At 72.2% G+C, this 16,274-nt stretch carries 10 protein-coding genes; 7 read left to right on the top strand and 3 right to left on the bottom strand.

The annotated features are described in order from the left end of the window. Positions 1-129 precede the first annotated feature (129 nt). Both ACQP1V_RS26290 and ACQP1V_RS26285 read right to left on the bottom strand, forming a co-directional pair. Positions 130-1,584 carry a 4-hydroxyphenylacetate 3-hydroxylase family protein gene (locus tag ACQP1V_RS26290; protein WP_433412644.1) on the bottom strand — a complete coding sequence of 485 codons (1,455 nt, stop codon included), beginning with the start codon at positions 1,582-1,584 and terminating at the stop codon, positions 130-132. Positions 1,585-1,618: 34 nt separating this feature from the next. After that, entirely contained in the window at positions 1,619-2,551 is a 933-nt protein-coding gene (locus ACQP1V_RS26285) for a thioesterase family protein (RefSeq protein WP_433412642.1), read from the bottom strand. 285 nt (positions 2,552-2,836) lie between these two features. Here ACQP1V_RS26285 and ACQP1V_RS26280 point away from each other — a divergent pair, with 285 nt between their 5' ends. The 7 genes from ACQP1V_RS26280 to ACQP1V_RS26250 all read left to right on the top strand — a co-directional run bounded on the left by ACQP1V_RS26280 (position 2,837) and on the right by ACQP1V_RS26250 (position 14,415). Next, a complete protein-coding gene (locus ACQP1V_RS26280) occupies positions 2,837-3,727 on the top strand; it encodes an ABC transporter ATP-binding protein (RefSeq protein ID WP_433412640.1) in 891 nt (296 codons plus the stop codon). 2 nt (positions 3,728-3,729) lie between these two features. Next, the gene (locus tag ACQP1V_RS26275) at positions 3,730-4,458 is read left to right on the top strand and encodes a tryptophan 2,3-dioxygenase family protein (RefSeq protein ID WP_433412638.1); all 729 of its coding nucleotides are present in this window, start codon (positions 3,730-3,732) and stop codon (positions 4,456-4,458) included. Between the two features lie 16 nt (positions 4,459-4,474). After that, the gene (locus ACQP1V_RS26270; RefSeq protein WP_433412636.1) at positions 4,475-5,104 is read left to right on the top strand and encodes an O-methyltransferase; all 630 of its coding nucleotides are present in this window, start codon (positions 4,475-4,477) and stop codon (positions 5,102-5,104) included. A 53-nt stretch (positions 5,105-5,157) separates the two neighbouring features. After that, positions 5,158-7,554 carry a lantibiotic dehydratase gene (locus ACQP1V_RS26265; protein ID WP_433412634.1) on the top strand — a complete coding sequence of 799 codons (2,397 nt, stop codon included), beginning with the start codon at positions 5,158-5,160 and terminating at the stop codon, positions 7,552-7,554. 98 nt (positions 7,555-7,652) lie between these two features. After that, positions 7,653-12,194, top strand: coding sequence for an amino acid adenylation domain-containing protein (locus ACQP1V_RS26260; protein ID WP_433412632.1), 4,542 nt, complete (start codon positions 7,653-7,655; stop codon positions 12,192-12,194). Then, complete coding sequence (locus ACQP1V_RS26255) at positions 12,191-13,219, top strand: saccharopine dehydrogenase NADP-binding domain-containing protein (RefSeq protein WP_433412630.1); 1,029 nt, start codon at positions 12,191-12,193, stop codon at positions 13,217-13,219. Before ACQP1V_RS26260 ends, ACQP1V_RS26255 begins: the two co-directional genes overlap by 4 nt. Then, complete coding sequence (locus ACQP1V_RS26250) at positions 13,216-14,415, top strand: cytochrome P450 (protein ID WP_387411802.1); 1,200 nt, start codon at positions 13,216-13,218, stop codon at positions 14,413-14,415. Before ACQP1V_RS26255 ends, ACQP1V_RS26250 begins: the two co-directional genes overlap by 4 nt. Here the strand turns inward: ACQP1V_RS26250 and ACQP1V_RS26245 are convergent. Next, positions 14,402-16,075, bottom strand: a complete 1,674-nt coding sequence (locus ACQP1V_RS26245; protein WP_433412627.1) for an AMP-binding protein — start codon at positions 16,073-16,075, stop codon at positions 14,402-14,404. The two genes, ACQP1V_RS26250 and ACQP1V_RS26245, sit on opposite strands and share 14 nt — an antisense overlap. Between the last annotated feature and the right edge of the window lie 199 nt (positions 16,076-16,274).

Genomic DNA, 16,274 nt, shown 5'->3' with positions numbered 1-16,274 from the left:
CGCCGCGCCCGTCGCGCAGGGGCTCGTCAGCACGGCAAGACCTCCGGACCTGATGAAACAGGCACCGGAGGTCTCCGATCGGCCGGCCTCAGCCCGCGGCACCTTCAAGGTGAGGGTGCCGGGGCCGCGTCACCAGACGTCGTCGAGGCCGTAGGAGGCGAGGAACGCGTCCACCTCGGCCAGCGTCTCCTCGTACCCGAAGTTGCGGTACGCATACCCCTTGGCCACATGCGGCGCGCCCGCGTAGAACATCTCGTACTGATGGTGCCGCCCGGCGAACTCGCTGCCGATCGCATCCCAGGCGAGCTTGAACAGCTTCACCCGCTCCTCGGCCGGCACGCCGGGCGACTGGACGTAGCGGTCCATGTCGGGCCGGGTGACGGGGTTGCGCAGTTCGGCGACCGAGGAGGGGAGCTGCAGCACGCCGCCGCCCGTCAACTCGCGCAGGATGGCGAGCACCCGCGGGTACAGCTCGGCCTGCAGGGCGATCGCGCCGTAGAGCGAGCGGGGAGTCGGCCGCCACATGCCCGCCTCGTCCGGTGCGGCGGTGTACTCGGCGGCGAGCACGGCCGACTCCACGAGGGACACGAGCGCGGCGAGCTCGCCCAGCTTCTCCTGCACGCTGGGGATCCGGTCGATGTGGGTCGTCTGCGCGACCTTGCGGGCGACCCCCGCCAGGAAGCGCAGCTTCGCCACGAACCTGATCTGCGCCTGCGAGTTGCCCAGGATGTGCGCGCCGGTGTCGAAGAACTGGCGACGCAGCCCCTCCACGTCGCGATAGACGAAGATCCGCTCCCACGGGACGAACACGTCGGCGAACACGACCAGCGCGTCGGTCTCGTCGTAGCGGCTGCTGAGCGGGTAGTCGTAGTGGCTGGTCGCCGCGGGCGCGTAGGGGCGCCGGCAGTACAGCTTGAGGCCGGGTGTCGCGACCGGGACGACGAAGCCGAGCGCGAAATCGCGGTCCTCCGGCGTCAGCGGCTTGATGCACGACACGAAGATCTCGTCCGAGACCGCGGCGCCGGTCGCGAGCATCTGGGCACCGCGCACCACGATCCCGTCGCCGCGCTCCTCCGCCACGCCGACCTGGATCAGGTCACCCTCCCAGGCGTGCGCGGTCGTGATGCGTGAGACCTGCGGCGGGATGATGGCGTAGGAGACGTAGAGGCTGTCGCTCAGCAGCCGGTCGTAGTACGCGGTGACGTTGTGCGAGAAGTCGTGGGTCTCTGACCGGAACGCCTCCGGGTGGGCGGCGAAGCCGGCCAGGAACGACCCGACGTGATCAGGGCCGCGGCCCACCCAGCCGTGGGTGTGCCGCGCCCAGGTCTCGATAGCCTTGCGCCGCACGACAAGCTGCTCGTGGGTCTGCGGGATCGAGTACACGAGGTTGGCTGGTCCGTCGATCTCCCTGGCGTACGCGGTCATGCCGTTCGCCGGATCGGCGGCGATGTCGTAAAGCTCCGACATCGTCCGCGCGATCGGCGCGAACGCCGGGTGCCCGGCGACGTCGCGGACGCGGTCGCCGTCCACGTAGACCTCGCGCCCGTCCGCGATCGCCGCCAGATACTCAGATCCCTTACGCATCGGCTATCCCTCTGCCGGTTCCGTCAGTTCTCCGTCAGCTCTCCGTCAGCTGGAACCACGACTTCCCGAGGCGCTCCATGGTCCTGGGGTCGGAGAAGTCGTGGTAGGTCATCTTGGAGTTGGCGGTGGCCACGAAGTCGCCGCTCTGCGTCCACAGCCTGGTCTCCGCACCGAGGATGCCGTCGCCGACGTGGCTGCCGACGGCGTCGGCGAGCAGCCACTGCTCCTCGGGGTGGAAGGTGTGGAAGTCGACGGTGAGGTTCATCGTCGGCGCGATGAACTGCAGCGGCGGGGTGAAGGGGTCGGCGACCGTCGCGAACTGCATCGCGGCGGTGATGATGACGGAACGGCAGGCGTCGACCCACGGGTCCTTGTGGCCTTCGCCGCAGGGCATCCGCTGCCAGCCGCGGATGTGCGCGTCACGCCGCGGGGTGTACTTCATCTCCTCCGTGGTGAGGTTCTCGACGCCCGGGTAGTTGTGGGAGCCCATCAGTCCCTTGACCATGCGGAACTCGAGCATCTTCCAGAACGGCTCGTCGCCCATCAGCGCGAGCACGTCGTCGTCGAGGATCGTGGTTTCGAGCTCGTCCGGCCGGGAGGACTCGGGGGCTTCCTGCCAGTTGAGGGTGGGGCTGAGCTCGCCGGTGGGTGCTGCCGATACCAGCGCGGCGAGAATGTCCTGGCCATCCTGGTTCATCCGCACCAGGTACGAGCCCGCCCGATCGGTGCTGCGTAGCGTGGTCACCTCGAGGTCGGCCGGGCCGACCTTCGCCTCGTTCAGATAGTGGCACGACACGCTGACCGGCCGGGCCATCGTGCTCGGCGCGTGCGCCTGAGCAGCGCGAAGTGCGATCGAGGTCAGGTATCCACCGATCGGAACCCACATCTTCCAGTCTTCGACGACGTCGGCTCGGTACGTTCCGTCGCCCGTCCGTTCGACCGCGGTTTGCCGCTCTAGATTCGACATAGGCGACACCTACCACGCGCGGAATGCCCGCCGACAGCGATGCCGTTCGCGCGGTCGCCAGGCCGTTGGACACCCCTTGGGCGGGCATCGCGGCGGAACGTGGCCGCGGAGGAAGCAGGGACGGGACGGCGGAGATCGCCGCGTGACTGCGGAGTCGGTCGTGGTGTCGACTGCTGGGTGCCGACTGTGGGTCTGCCGCAGTTGGCCAGTTCTTCGCGTGTCCGAGAAATGACAGGATGTGCGGGCGCGTGAGGTCTGCCCCTAACTACTGGCCGGGAGGATCGTATGAGCGTTGACGATGAATCCGGAGCGGCTGCCCTGGGCTCGTCCCGGCCGGCCGCGCGGATTCGCGGGCTCCGGAAGGTCTACGGCGGTGTGGTCGCGCTCCACGGCCTCGATCTCGACGTGGTGCCGGGCTCGGTGGTCGGCCTGATCGGGCCCAACGGCGCGGGCAAGACGACCGCGGTGCGGTGCATCGCCGGGCTGCTGAAACCGGATTCCGGAGAGGTGAGTATCGCGCCGAGCTCCACGCCGGGGAAGTCGCCGGTGGCGATCGCCGCCCAGGAGATCGAGCTGTACCCGGGACTGCCCGTCAAAATGAACCTGACCTTCTTCAGCGAGCTGTCCGGCGTCGCCGACGCGGAGCGGGTGCTGGCGGAGCTGACCGAGGAGCTTGAGCTCGGCCCGCTCCTCGGCAAGCTGCCCAAGGACCTGTCGATCGGGCAGCAGCGGCTGGTCCATGTCGCCGCCGCCCTGGTGGCGACGCCTGAGCTGCTACTGCTCGACGAGCCGACGGCCGCGCTCGACGTGGGCGCCCGCGAAACGCTGCTGGCCGCGGTGGCGCGGCGGCGCGCGGCGGGGGTGGCGGTGCTGCTGTCCAGCCACCAGCTGCAGGAGGTCGAGACCACGTGCGACTCGATCGTGATGATCAACCACGGGGAGGTCATCGCGGCCGGGAACGTCGATGACCTGATCGGCGAGCACGGCGGCGGCAGGATCGAGCTGACCGTGGACGGGAAGGTCGAGGTGGTCGACGGCGATGACGTGGCCGCGGCGATCGATCAGGTGATGGCGACCGGTGGCCGGTTGGAGGCCGTGAACGTGATCAAGCCGTCGCTCGAGACGGTGTTCATGAGCCTCACCGGGATGCGCAGCACGGATGTCGAGGCGTCCTGACGGTGGCCGGATACCACGAGTACCTGGAACTCGACCAGTTGCTCAGTTTGCAGCGGCCCAGGACCGGGCACCTCGCGACCGAACTGCCGTTCATCGTGGTGCATCAGGTCAGCGAGCTGTGGTTCAAGCTGATCATCGAGGATCTCGGGGGCGCGCTGGACGCGCTGGACGCCGACGACGCGGGCGCGGCCGTGCGCAGGCTGAGCCGCGTGCACGAGGTGGAGCGGCTGCTGATCGACCAGTTCGTACTGATCGACCGGCTTCCTCCGGGCGGTTTCGGCGCGCTGCGGCCCGCCCTGGGCACCGCCTCGGCCGCCGAGTCGCGGCAGTTCGCCGTCATCGAGCGGCTTTCGTGCCCGCCGCCCGGCGGTACGGCACCAGCCGGCCACCCGGCCGAGGACCTGTGGACGGCGCTGTGCCTGCATGCCCAGCGCGACGGCTACGAGATGCCCACCGAAGACACCGACAAGGCCGCCGCCCAGCGGGCCCGCAGCCTCCTGGACATCTACTGGCAGGCGGGCCCGCTGGCCGCGGTCTGCGAGGCGCTGGTCGACCACGACCAGGCGTTCTGCACCTGGCGGCAGCGGCACGCAATGGCCGTCGCGCGGCAGATCGGGAACGCCCCCGGCACCGGGGGCACGTCCGGGCTGACGTATCTGGAGCACCGCTGGACCGGCAGGTTCTACCCCGACCTGTGGGCGATCCGCGCCGACCTCCAGATATCAGGCTGAGCAAGAGGCGAGACCCATGATCGTCCGACCCAAGGTCGAGTTGTACGCCGAGGAGCACACGAGCACGCCGTCGCCGCTGCTGGCGCAGGTGGCCGCCACCACCAGGGCGACGATGGAACGGCCCGAGATGATGACGGGCGCGGTCGAGGGCGCCCTGCTGGCGATGCTGGTCGCGATGGTCCGCCCGCGGCGCGTCCTGGAGATCGGCACGTTCACCGGATACTCCGCGCTCAGCATGGCCGAGGCCATGCCCGCCGACTGCCGCATCGTGACCCTGGAGGCCGACACGGGCATCGCGGAGATCGCCCGCGGCCACATCGCGGCCTCGCCGTACGCGGACCGCATCGAGGTGCGCGAAGGGCCGGCGCTGGACACCCTGCCCACCCTCCGGGGGCCTTTCGACCTGGTCTTCATCGACGCGGACCGGCCCTCCTACATCCACTTCCTCGACGACGTGCTGCCGCTGCTGGGCGAGCACGGCTTCGTCGTGGTCGACAACGTGCTGCACTTCGCCATCACTCCGGATCCGGCGGAGGCGGCGGCCGTGCACGCCTTCAACGCGTACGTGGCGGGCCGGGACGACCTGGTCCAGGTGATGCTGACCATCCGCGCCGGCGTGACGCTGATCCGCCGTGCCGCACCCTGAACCGGCCGCCCGCGCCGCCCTGTCACGCGGCGCGCCGACGGCACCACCCGCCGATGAGGACTGGAGTCCAGGTGATCGATGAGTACGAGACTGTCGTGACCTCCGGCGCGGCGGCGGACGTCGCCGGCGCCGCCGGACGGTACGCCCGCCTGCACGCCCCCCGCCCGCCGTCCTCATCCCTGCAGTCAGGCACGTTCATCCCGCTGCCCGAGAGGTTCGCGGTGTGGTCGCAGGGGATCCTCCGCAGCGCCGGGTTCCCCATCGGCGGCCTGCTGGAGCTGGGCGACGCCGAGTACGCGGCCGCCGTGGACCGCGCCCTGCAGGCGGGCGAAAACCCGCAGGCGGAGGTGGTGGCCCGCGCCGACGAGCGGCAGGCCGAGCTGCTGCGCCGGATCGCCCGCCGCGGCGACTTCCAGGAAGCCATGACCTGGCAGAACCCCGACATCGTCGAACCGATGATCGTCAAGCTCGCGAGGCTGGGCCGCGACGCCCCGCACAACCACCGGCTGCGCAAGCGGCAGCGGCTGGTGGCCAACTACTGGGCGCGCTACTGCGCGAAGAACGAGACGATCGGTTTCTTCGGCCCGGTGAACTGGTTCAGCCTGCGCACCGGCGGCGAGACGCTGCGCATGCGGCCGGGCAAGGCCACGGTCGGCCACGGCGAGCTGTTCCTCGAACCCTGGGCGATCGACGTGCTGGCGGCGACCCTCGCCGCCGACCCCGAGGTGCGTCCGTGGGTGGCGCCCCGCCGCCACCCCACCGTCCACGTCTCGGGCGCCAACGCCAGGACCATGGCGGGGCCGCTCACGCTGTCCCCGGCGCAGGCCCGGCTGATGGCCCTGGTCGACGGCGAGCGCCCGGCGCGGGCGATAGCCGCCGAGTACGGCGCCGCCCCCGGGGAGGTCTACGCCGAGCTGGAGCAGCTCGCCACCATGGGGCTGCTGCTGTGGGACCTGGAGCCGCCGCTGATCCACAACGCCGAGCGCGAGCTACGCGCCCGCCTGGAGGCCATCGGCGACGTGGACGCCCGTAAGCAGGCGACAGACAAGCTCGACCGGCTCGAACGGGCGCGGGACATGCTGGCCGGCTACCGCGACGTCGACGACCTGATCAGCCTGCACCACAGCCTGGAACGGGAGTTCACGGCGCTGACCGGCGTCGACCCGATGCGGCGCCCCGGCCAGACCTACGGCGGGCGGCGGCTGACCTACCTCGAGTGCGCCAGGGACGTCGAGCTGTCCTTCGGCCCCCAGGTGCTCGAGTCCTGCGCCGAGCCGCTGGCGCTGCTGCTGCTGAGCGCCCGCTGGTTCATGGGCGAGGCGTCGCGGAGGGTGCGCGCGGTTTTCTCCGACGCGTTCGACACGCTGGGGGTGGACAGCGCCGGCCTGTCCGACCTGGTGTTCGCCAGCGCGGACAAGCTGTTCACGCCGGGTGACCGGCCGGTGGACCATCTGGCGCGCGAGTTCGTGGCGCGCTGGCGCGCCATCCTCGGCCTGGACACCACGGCGCGCCAGATGAGCTTCACCAGCGACGAGCTGCGCGAAAAGGTCGAGGAGGCCTTCCCCGGCCGGGTCCCCGACTGGGGGTTCGCCTGGACCCACAGCGTGGACCTGCTCATCGCCGCCCGCGGCCCGGAGGCGTTCTCGCGGGGCGAGTTCCAGCCCGTGGTGGGCGAGCTCCACGTCGGCTACTGCCCATTCGAGACGCCGGTCTTCGCCTGGAGCCACCCCGACCAGGACGAACTGCGGGCCATGCTGGCCACGGTCATCCCGGACGACCGGGTGATGCTCAGCCCGGTCAAGGACTTCCCGCGGGTGGCCGCGCGGATCTACCCGTGGGTCAACAACGACCGCGACTGGTGGCTGTGCGTCTCGCCGTTCCCGACCCGCGGCACCGAGCGGCTCCTGCCGCTGTGCGGGCTGGAGGTCCACCGCGACGGCGACCGGCTGGTCACCGGGTTGAGCGGCGGCGACACCTGGTTCGACATCGCCGACGTGCACGGCACCTGGCTGATGTATGAGTTCATGGACGTGTTCAAGCAGATCGTGCGCGGCTACGACCACACGCCGCGGGTCGTCGTCGACACCACAGTGGTGTTCCGCGAGACCTGGTCGTTCCGCGTCGCCGACCTGGACTGGATCTCCGTGCGCAGCGACCCGGAGCATTTCCGGGCCGCCAGGCGCTGGCGGCGGGACCGTGAGCTGCCGGAGATCGTGTTCGCCTCGGTCAGCTCGGAGAGCAAACCGGTGTATGTCGACTTCCGCAGCGAGGTGCAGGTGGCCAGCCTGGCCAGGGTGCTGCGCGCCGCCGCCGAGAGCGGCGGCGACGCCTCGGTGACCTTCACCGAGATGCTGCCGGGGCCGGAGCAGTCGTGGCTGGCCGACGCGGCGGGCGAGCACTACACCGCCGAGCTGCGCCTGCTGTTCGTGGACCGCGAGACGGACGGCTGAGCCATGCCGACACCACGACCGACTGCGCGAATTCTTCACTCGAACACCGGCGAGGGCGCGTTCTACAGTGCGCTGCGGACACGCGAGGAGGCAGGGGTGTGAGCGAGATCAGGTCAGAAGCGCACCCCGCCGGACTGGTCGACCGGCTGGAAGCGGTGGGCGTCCAGCTCTGGGCGGAAGACGGTCAGCTCCGCTTTCGCGCGCCGCGCGGCGTGCTGACCGAACAGGACCGGGACGAGCTGCGCCGGCACCGCGCCGCGCTGCTGGAGTATCTGAGCGAGGACGTCGGCCCCGGCCTGCTGGAGCCCGACCCCGAGCACGCGGGCGAGCCTTTCCCGCTCACCGACATGCAGACCGCCTACCTGCTGGGACGCAGCGACGGCCTTGACTACGGCGGGGTGGGCTGCCAGGTCTACCTCGAAGCCGACCTCACCGAGGCCGACCCACGGCGGCTGCGGGAAGCCTGGCGGCAGCTCATCGAGCGGCACCCGATGCTGCGCGCGGTGGTGGACGAGCGCGGGTTCCAGCAGGTCCTGCCGGAGGTGCCCGCCTTCGAGCTGCCGGTCGCCGACCTGCGCGGCGAACCTCAGGACCGGGCGGCGGAGAAGGTGACGGCGGTCCGCGAGGAGCTGTGCGGCCGCTCCTACGAGCCGGGCCGATGGCCGATGTTCGACGTCAGGCTGTCGCTGACGGCGGAACGCTCGGTGCTGCACCTGTCCTTCGACCTGCTGATCGCCGACTTCATGAGCGTCCAGCTCCTGTTGGACGAACTGCACCGGCTTTACCACGCGCCGGACGAGGCGCTGCCGGCGCCCGAGCTGACCTTCCGCGACTACCTGGCCGCGCAGCTCCGCCTGACGGACCGGCGCGGCTACCGGCGCGCACGCGACTACTGGTGGGCCAGGATCGACGACCTGCCGCCGGCGCCCAAGCTGCCGGTCCGCGCCGACGTGCGCAAGCACGGTCACGCCCGCTTCGACCGATGGCAGACCCGGCTGGACCCCGAGCGCTGGCGGCGCCTGCGCGAGCTGGCGGCCGGGCGCGGGCTGACGCCCTCCGGCGTCGTGCTGGCCGCCTACGCGGAGACGATCAGCCGCTGGACCTCGCAGGACGGCTTCACCCTCGCCGTCACCCTGCTCAACCGGCTACCGGTGCACGAGCGGGTGAGCCAGCTCGTCGGCGACTTCTCCTCGGTGGACCTGCTGGAGGTACGGCCGGGTGCCGCCGACACCTTCACCGAGATGGCACGCGCGCTGCAGGCCCGGCTGTGGTTGGACCTGGACCACCTGGCCTGCTCGGGCGTGGAGGTGCTGCGCGAGCTCGGCGCGCGGCGCGGCCGGTCCGAGGCGCTGATGCCGATCGTCTACACCAGCGCCATCGCCCTGGACGGGGAGTCGGAGTTCTGGCGGGACGCCACGCTGGTGCGCGGCCTGACCCAGACCCCGCAGGTGTGGCTCGACTGCCAGACGCTGGTGGCGGGCGACGCCCTGCTCGTCAACTGGGATGTCCGCGAGGGGATCTTCCCCGACGGGCTGGTGGAGGAGATGTTCGGGGCGTTCGAGCACCTGCTGCACGGCCTGGCCGACCGCGAGGAGCTGTGGGACCGGCCGGTCCTGCTGCCGCTCCCACCGGCGCAGCAGGAGCGCCGCCGCGCGGCCAACGCGACGGCCGTACCCGGCCTGCCCGCCCACCGGCTGCTGCACGAGCCCGTCGTACGGCAGGCGCTGCGCACCCCCGACCGGCCCGCCGTCGCCGGTTCGTGGGGGAGCCTGAGCTACGGCGGGGTCCTTGACCGAGCGGTGCGCCTGGCCGTCGAGCTGGGTGAGCGGGGCGCGGGCCGGGGCACGCCGGTGGCCGTGGTCTCCGACCGCGGCCCCGAGCAGCTCATCGCCGTGCTCGGCGTGCTGCTCGCGGGCGCGTCGTACCTGCCGATCGACACCAACCAGCCCGCGGCGCGACGCGACCGGATGCTGGCCGACGCCGGCGTCACCACCGTGGTGACCCAGGAGCACCTGCGCGAGGCCACGTCATGGCCGGACGGGCTCACCGTGCTCGCCGTCGCCGATCCGCGCGCCGGCCAGGAGCACGAGGGCGCGGCGGTGCCCGACCTGGCGGCGTTCTGCGACCGGGCGCTGGCCGGGCCCGTCCCCGACCTGGCCTACATCGTCTACACCTCCGGCTCCACCGGGTCGCCGAAGGGCGTGCGGATCAGCCACCGCAGCGCGCTGAACACGGTGGAGGACATCAACCGTCGTTTCGCCGTCGGCCCGGACGACCGCGTGCTCGCCCTGGCCAACCTCGGCTTCGACCTGTCGGTCTACGACCTGTTCGGCCCGCTGGCCGTCGGCGGCTGCCTGGTCGTGCCCGACCACAGCCGGCGGGGCCTGCCCTCGCACTGGGCGGACCTGATCGCCCGGCACCGGGTGACGCTGTGGAACTCGGTGCCGGCGCACCTGCAGATGATGGCCGACCTCCTGTCCGCCTCCGACGCCGGCCTGTCCTCGCTGCGGCTGGCGCTGCTGTCCGGCGACTGGATCCCGGTGAGCCTGCCGGAGCGGATCCGCCGCTTCGTGCCCGGCCTCGAACTGATCAGCCTCGGCGGCGCCACCGAAGGGTCGATCTGGTCGATCTGCTACCCGATCGGCGAGGTGGAGGAGGGCTGGCGCAGCATCCCGTACGGCAAGCCGCTGTCCAACCAGCAGATGCACGTGCTGGACCGGCGCGGGCAGTCCTGCCCGGACGGCGTGCCCGGCGAGATCTACATCGGCGGCGCGGGCGTCGCCGAGGGCTACCTCGACCCGGAGCGCACGGCCGAGCGCTTCGTCGAGCACCCCCGCACGGGCGATCGCCTCTACCGCACCGGAGACCTGGGCCGCTACCTGCCGGACGGCAACATCGAGTTCCTGGGCCGCCAAGACAGCCAGGTCAAGATCCGCGGCCACCGGATCGAGCTGGCCGAGGTCGAGGCCGCGCTGGTCGCCGACCCGCAGGTCGGCAACGCCGCCGTGATCGTGGACGAGGCCGCTGACCGGCGGCTGGTCGCGTTCGTCCAGCCCGCCTCCCAGCCGCCCGCGCGCGAGCTCGCGCCCACGGTGACCGAGACGGCCGCCGCCACCGCCGAGGCCAACGACGGCGGCGTGGACCGGCGGGAGTACGTCGGCTACCTGCGGCGGCTGGACGAGCTGGCGCTGCTGTGCATGCTGCACGCCTTCCAGCGCGACGGCCTGTTCCGCGAACCGGGGCGGACGCACACGATGGAGGAGATCGTCGCCGGGACGCAGGCGCCGTCCCGCCACCACCGCGTGGTGCGGCGCTGGGTCCGGGTGCTCACCGGCCACGGGCTGCTGATCGCGGAGGGGGAGGACCGCTACCGCGCGGCGCTGCAGGTCGAACCGGCCGCCATCGCGGCCGGCTGGCGCGAGGTGGACGAGCTGGTCATGCGGCTCGACCCCGGCTCGGCCAAGGTGCACGACTACTTCAAGGCCTCCACCGAGAACCTGCCCGAGGTCCTGCGGGCCGGCACCACCGAGGCCGTGCAGCTGCTGTTCCCCGAGGGCCGGATCGACATCGGCGAGTCGCTGTACAACGTGACGCTGTTCAACCGGTGGGCCAACACGGTCCTCACCTCGGCGGTCACCGCCGTCGCCGCGGCGACGGCCAAGCCGCTGCGGGTGCTGGAGATCGGCGCCGGGGTCGGCGGCACCAGCATGGACGTCATCCCGGCGCTGGCCGAGTACGACGTCGAGTACACCTTCACCGACCTGTCGCAGTTCTTCCTCAACCGGGCCAAGGAGACCTTCGGCGATTATCCCTGGGTGCGCTACGCGATCCTGGACATCAACGCCGACTTCCGCGCCCAGGGGTTCTCGCCCAACTCCTTCGACGTGATCGTCCTCGGCGACGTCTTCCACGCCACCAGGCACGTGGGGGAGAGCGTCGCGGCGGTGCGCGAGCTGCTGGCGCCCGGGGGCTGGTTGCTGTTCGCGGAGATGACGCGCGACCACTACCAGATCATGACCTCGATGGAGCTCCTGCTCGGCCAGGGCGAGGACTTCGCCGACATGCGCCGGGGCCGCGACCAGTCGTTCGTGGCGCACCGGGACTGGCTGCGGGTGCTCGGCGAGGACCTGGTGTTCGCCTTCCCCGCCGAGCAGGACCCCTTCACCGAGATCGGGCTGTACGTCTACGGCTGCCAGGTCAAGACCGATCGGGTGCCGCTGCGGCCCCAGCACGTCACCGAGGCCACAGCCGACCGCCTGCCGCCCGCGATGGTGCCCAGCCTGGTGCAGATCCTGGACCGGCTGCCGGTGGCCGCCACCGGGAAGGTCGACCGGGACCGGCTGCGCGCCCTGGTGCCCAAGACGGCCGCGGCCGCCGGGTCCTCGGCCGACGAACCGGCGGACGACCTCGAACGGCGGATCGCGGCCCTGCTGTGCCAGGTGCTCAACCTGCCCGCGGTGGGCCGCTCGCCCGGTTTCTACGAGCTCGGCGGCGACTCGCTGCTGGCTTCGCAGGCGGCGGGGCTGCTGATCGAGCAGATTCCGGAGGCCAAACCCCTGTCGTTCAACACGCTGCTGCGTGTTCTGCTGGAAGGGCCGTCGGTGATGGCGTTGGCCGCGCAGTTGCGAGACGGACCGTGAGCGCGATCGGGGTCCTGGGCGGGTACGGGTCGGTCGGCCGCGCCGCGGTGGCGCAGTTGCGGGCCTGGGGGCTGGGGCCGGTGCTGGTCGCGGGCCGGGATCGGGCGCGGGCGCAGGTCGTGCTCGACGCCGACGACGCCGACGCGCTCGAGCGGTGGTGCTCGACGCTGAAGCTGGTCGTCAACTGCACCGGCTCGCCGCCGGAGAAGCGGGCGCCGGTGGCCGCCGCGGCGGCGCGGGCCGGGATCCCCTACCTCGACCCGGACGGCGACGAGCCGCTGCACGAGCTGCTGGCGGGCGGCGCCTATGCGCGGCCGGTGGTGCTGTCGGCCGGGATGCTGCCGGGTCTGAGCGCTCTGCTGCCGCGGCTGCTGGTCACCGAGCCGGGCGCACGCCTGGTCTGTTACACCGGCGGGCAGGACCTCTTCACGATCGCCGCCGCGGCCGACTACCTGGCCGCGGTGAGCAGGTCGGCCGGCCGCACGTTCGCCGTGTGGCGGGGCGGCGCCCGGGTGGAGCGCGCCGGTGTCCCCGTCCTGGAGGGCGAGGTGCCGTTCTTCTCCGGGCCTGCCAGCGGCGTGCCGTACCTGAGCGCCGAGATGGAACGGCTCGCGCGCCGGCTCGGGCTGGCAGAGCTGGTGTGCTACTCGGTCTTCCCGGGCAGCAGGCTGCGGGAGACGCTGGTCGGCGGCGCGGTGGACGCCGCGGCCGTGGTCAGGGCCAGCGAGCTCGACGCCTTCGGCCGCGCCCGCTACCAGCGGCTGGCCTTCCAGGTGCGCGGCGAGTCCTCGATGCCGACCGTGGTCGTGTCGGGGACGGGGTCGAGCGAGCTGACCGGGGCGATGGCGGCGCTGACGGCCCAGGCCGTCCTGGACGGCGCGATCGGCCCCGGTCTGCACTTCGCGGCCGACGTGCTCGACCCGGCCTGGGCGGAACGGCGGCTGCGCGACAGCGACGCGGTCACCGGGCTGCGGGTGTTCGACGCCGCCGCCGACACGCTGGAGCCGGAGGAGGGCACGATATGAGCCTCACCCTGCCGCCGAAGTACGACGCGGTGGAGCTGGCGGCCCTGGAGGACCCCTACCCCGTCTACCGGCGGCTGCGCGCGGCCGGGCCGCTGTGCCGCGGCGGGCCCGCGCAGTGGGTGGTGACCCGCTACGCCGACGTGGCCGGGCTGGTCGGCGACGACCGGCTCGGCGCGGAGTTCGATCGGGACTACCACCGGATCGCGCTCGGCGAGGGGCCGCTGGCCGACTTCTTCGGCCGGGTCATGCTCAACCGCGATCCCCCGGCGCACACGGTGCTGCGCCGGCTGCTGGGCCGCGAGTTCACCACCCCCGCCGTACGGCGGCGGCGCGAGCGCATCGACGCGATGGTGGCGGAGCTGCTGGCGCCCGCGGTGCGGGAGGGGCGCTTCGACGCGGTGACGGACCTGGCGGACAAGCTGCCGATCCGGGTGCTGGCCGAGTTCGTGGGCCTGGACCTGGCCGACATCGACGAGGTGCGTCCGCGGGCCAGGACGCTGTCGCAGGCGTTCGCCACCTACCTGGCCGAGCCGGAGCGGGCCGAGACCGTCGAGGCGCTGGTGTGGATGCGGGAGCTGGTGGCCGGGCTGTTCGAGGCGGAGCGCAAGGGGCCGGGCGAGGACCTGATCTCCCGGTTGCGCGAGGTCGATCCGGCCACCGCCGACCGGCGGACGCTCATCGACAACGTGGTGTTCCTGCTGTTCGCCGGGTTCGCGACGACGACCGACCTGCTGTCGAACGGCTGCGCGGCGCTCGCGGCCCGCCCCGACCAGCTCGCGATCCTGCGCGCCGACACCGGTGTGGTGCCCAGGGCGGTCGAGGAGCTGCTGCGGTTCGACGCGCCCGTACAGGTGAAGAGCAGGCTGGTGCACCGGCCGGTCGAGATCGGCGGGCGGGTGGTCAAGCCGGGCCGGGTGCTGGTGCTGCAGCTCGGCTCGGCCAACCACGATGAGACCCGTTTCGCGCGACCGGCTGAGCTGGATGTGACCCGCCACCCCAACCCGCACCTGAGCTTCGGTGGCGGCGGCATCCACCAGTGCCTCGGCGCGGCGCTGGCCCGGGCGGAGGCGGTGTCCGCCTTCACCTTCGTCGCGCGGCGCTTCACCGCCATGGAGCCGGGCGGCCAGGCCGTACGGCGGCACACCCCGAACTTCCGCTCCTACCTCAGCGTGCCGCTCCGGGTCACCCCGTCGTGACCTCTCCCTGGCCGGGACCGGCCGGGGGAAGGATCTCGCGCGCGTCCAGCTTGCCCGTGACGTAGGCCGCCCACATCTCGCGGCGCTTGGGCTTACCGCTGGTCGTGCGCGCGATCGAGCGGCGCGGCACGTCCAGCACCACGGTGGTGGCGTGCTCGGTCATCCGCCGCAGCGTCGCCTCCGCCGCGGCGGCCCATTCGGGCGTGGGCCGCTCCAGCAGGACCACGCCGGTCGCGCCGCCGGCGGAGGAGCCGAGCAGGACGGTCAGGCGCAGCCGCGGCACGCCCACGTCGACCAGGGCGCTCTCGACGTCCTCGGCGAACAGCGTGCGACCGCGGACCTTCATGGCGTCGCCGAGACGGCCGATGACGAAGAGCTGCCCGCCGTCCAGGAACCCCGCGTCGCCGGTGTGCAGCGCGCCCTCGTGCCATTCGGTGAGGCCCGCCGGGCTGTCGTCGGCGCGTCCGGTGGCCGCGCCGTCGCGGACGTAGCCCTCGGTGAGCGAGGCGCCGCGCACCACGATCTGCCCCACGTGCCGCTCCGGCAGCTCCACGCCGTCCTCGTCGACGACGGCGACCCGCACGCCGTCCAGGGCGCGCCCGCAGCCGACCACCGGCCGCACGGTGTCGCCTCCGTCCGCCACCGGGCTGCCCAGCCGTACCTCCTGCGGCACGATGGGGAGCGAGGTCGGCTCCTCGCGCAGGGCCAGTCCGGTGACGGCCAGCGTCGCCTCGGCCAGCCCGTAGGCGGGCAGCAGGGCGCGCCGATCGAACCCGGCGGGGGCCAGCAGCGCGGTGAACCGGTCGAGCACGTCGACGTCGATGCGCTCGGCGCCGACGATCAGGGCGCGCCAGCGGGAGAAGTCCATCCCGGTCAGGGGCAGCGCCGACAGGCGGCGCACGATGTACTCCAGCCCGAACGGCGGCATCGCGGTCATCGTGGCGCCGTGCTCGCCGAAGCAGGCCAGGTAGCTCGCCGGGTCGCGGATGAACTCGGCCGGTTCCAGCAGCCACAGGTCGCGCTGCCGGCTGACGGGGGTGAACAGGCAGCCGATCAGCCCCATGTCGTGGTGCACCGGCAGCCACGAGGCGGTCGCGTCACCTTCGTCCATCTCCAGCCAGGTGCTGATGGCCGCGACGTTGGCTGCCAGGGCCGCGACCGGCACCCGCACGCCTTTGACCCGCCCGCTCGACCCGGAGGTGAACTGCAGCAGCGCCGCGCCGGCCGGCGGGCCGTCGGCGCGGCCCCCCGCGGCGGCGAGTTCGGCCGCGGTGTGCACGGGGCCGTCGAACTCCAGCCGCTCCACCAGGTTGGCCGCGGTGACCACCAGGGCCGGGCGGGCCACGTCGATGATCGCCCGCAGATGCCGCACGTACAGGTCGGCGTTCTGGAAGAGGTACGGCGGCGCGACCGGGCAGGGGATCGCCCCGGCGAGCATGACGCCGTACAGCGTGGCGACGAAGTCGGGCCCGGTGCGCTCGATGATGACGACCCGCTCGTCGTGCCGGACGCCCGCCGCCGCCAGCCCCCCGGCGATCTTGCCGGCGAACCCGGCGAGGTCGGCGTACGTCCACCGCTCCCACGCGCCGTCCTGCCGGAACCTGATGCCCTGCCGCGTCGATGGCTCGTCGATCCAGGTAAGGAGCGGGTTGGCGTTCACGTCGGCACTTCCTTCGTGGCGTTGGCCGCAGGGCGATGCGAGTGCGTTAAGGGGCAGGATGTCGGATCGGCGGTCGTTTCGGCATCATGTGCGCTAAACGGTCCGCTGTCGTGAGGGCCCGCTGGGGCTGGCCAATGTCGATGAGAACGGTGGCGAAGTCTGAATGAGCAGTGAAGCCAAGACCGACCAAGATGTTCGG

The sequence above is a fragment of the Microtetraspora malaysiensis genome (assembly GCF_050947145.1).
Taxonomy (GTDB): domain Bacteria; phylum Actinomycetota; class Actinomycetes; order Streptosporangiales; family Streptosporangiaceae; genus Microtetraspora_A; species Microtetraspora_A malaysiensis.
Note: the sequence above shows the minus strand (reverse complement) of the source record. Positions and strands in the feature narration are given on the sequence as shown.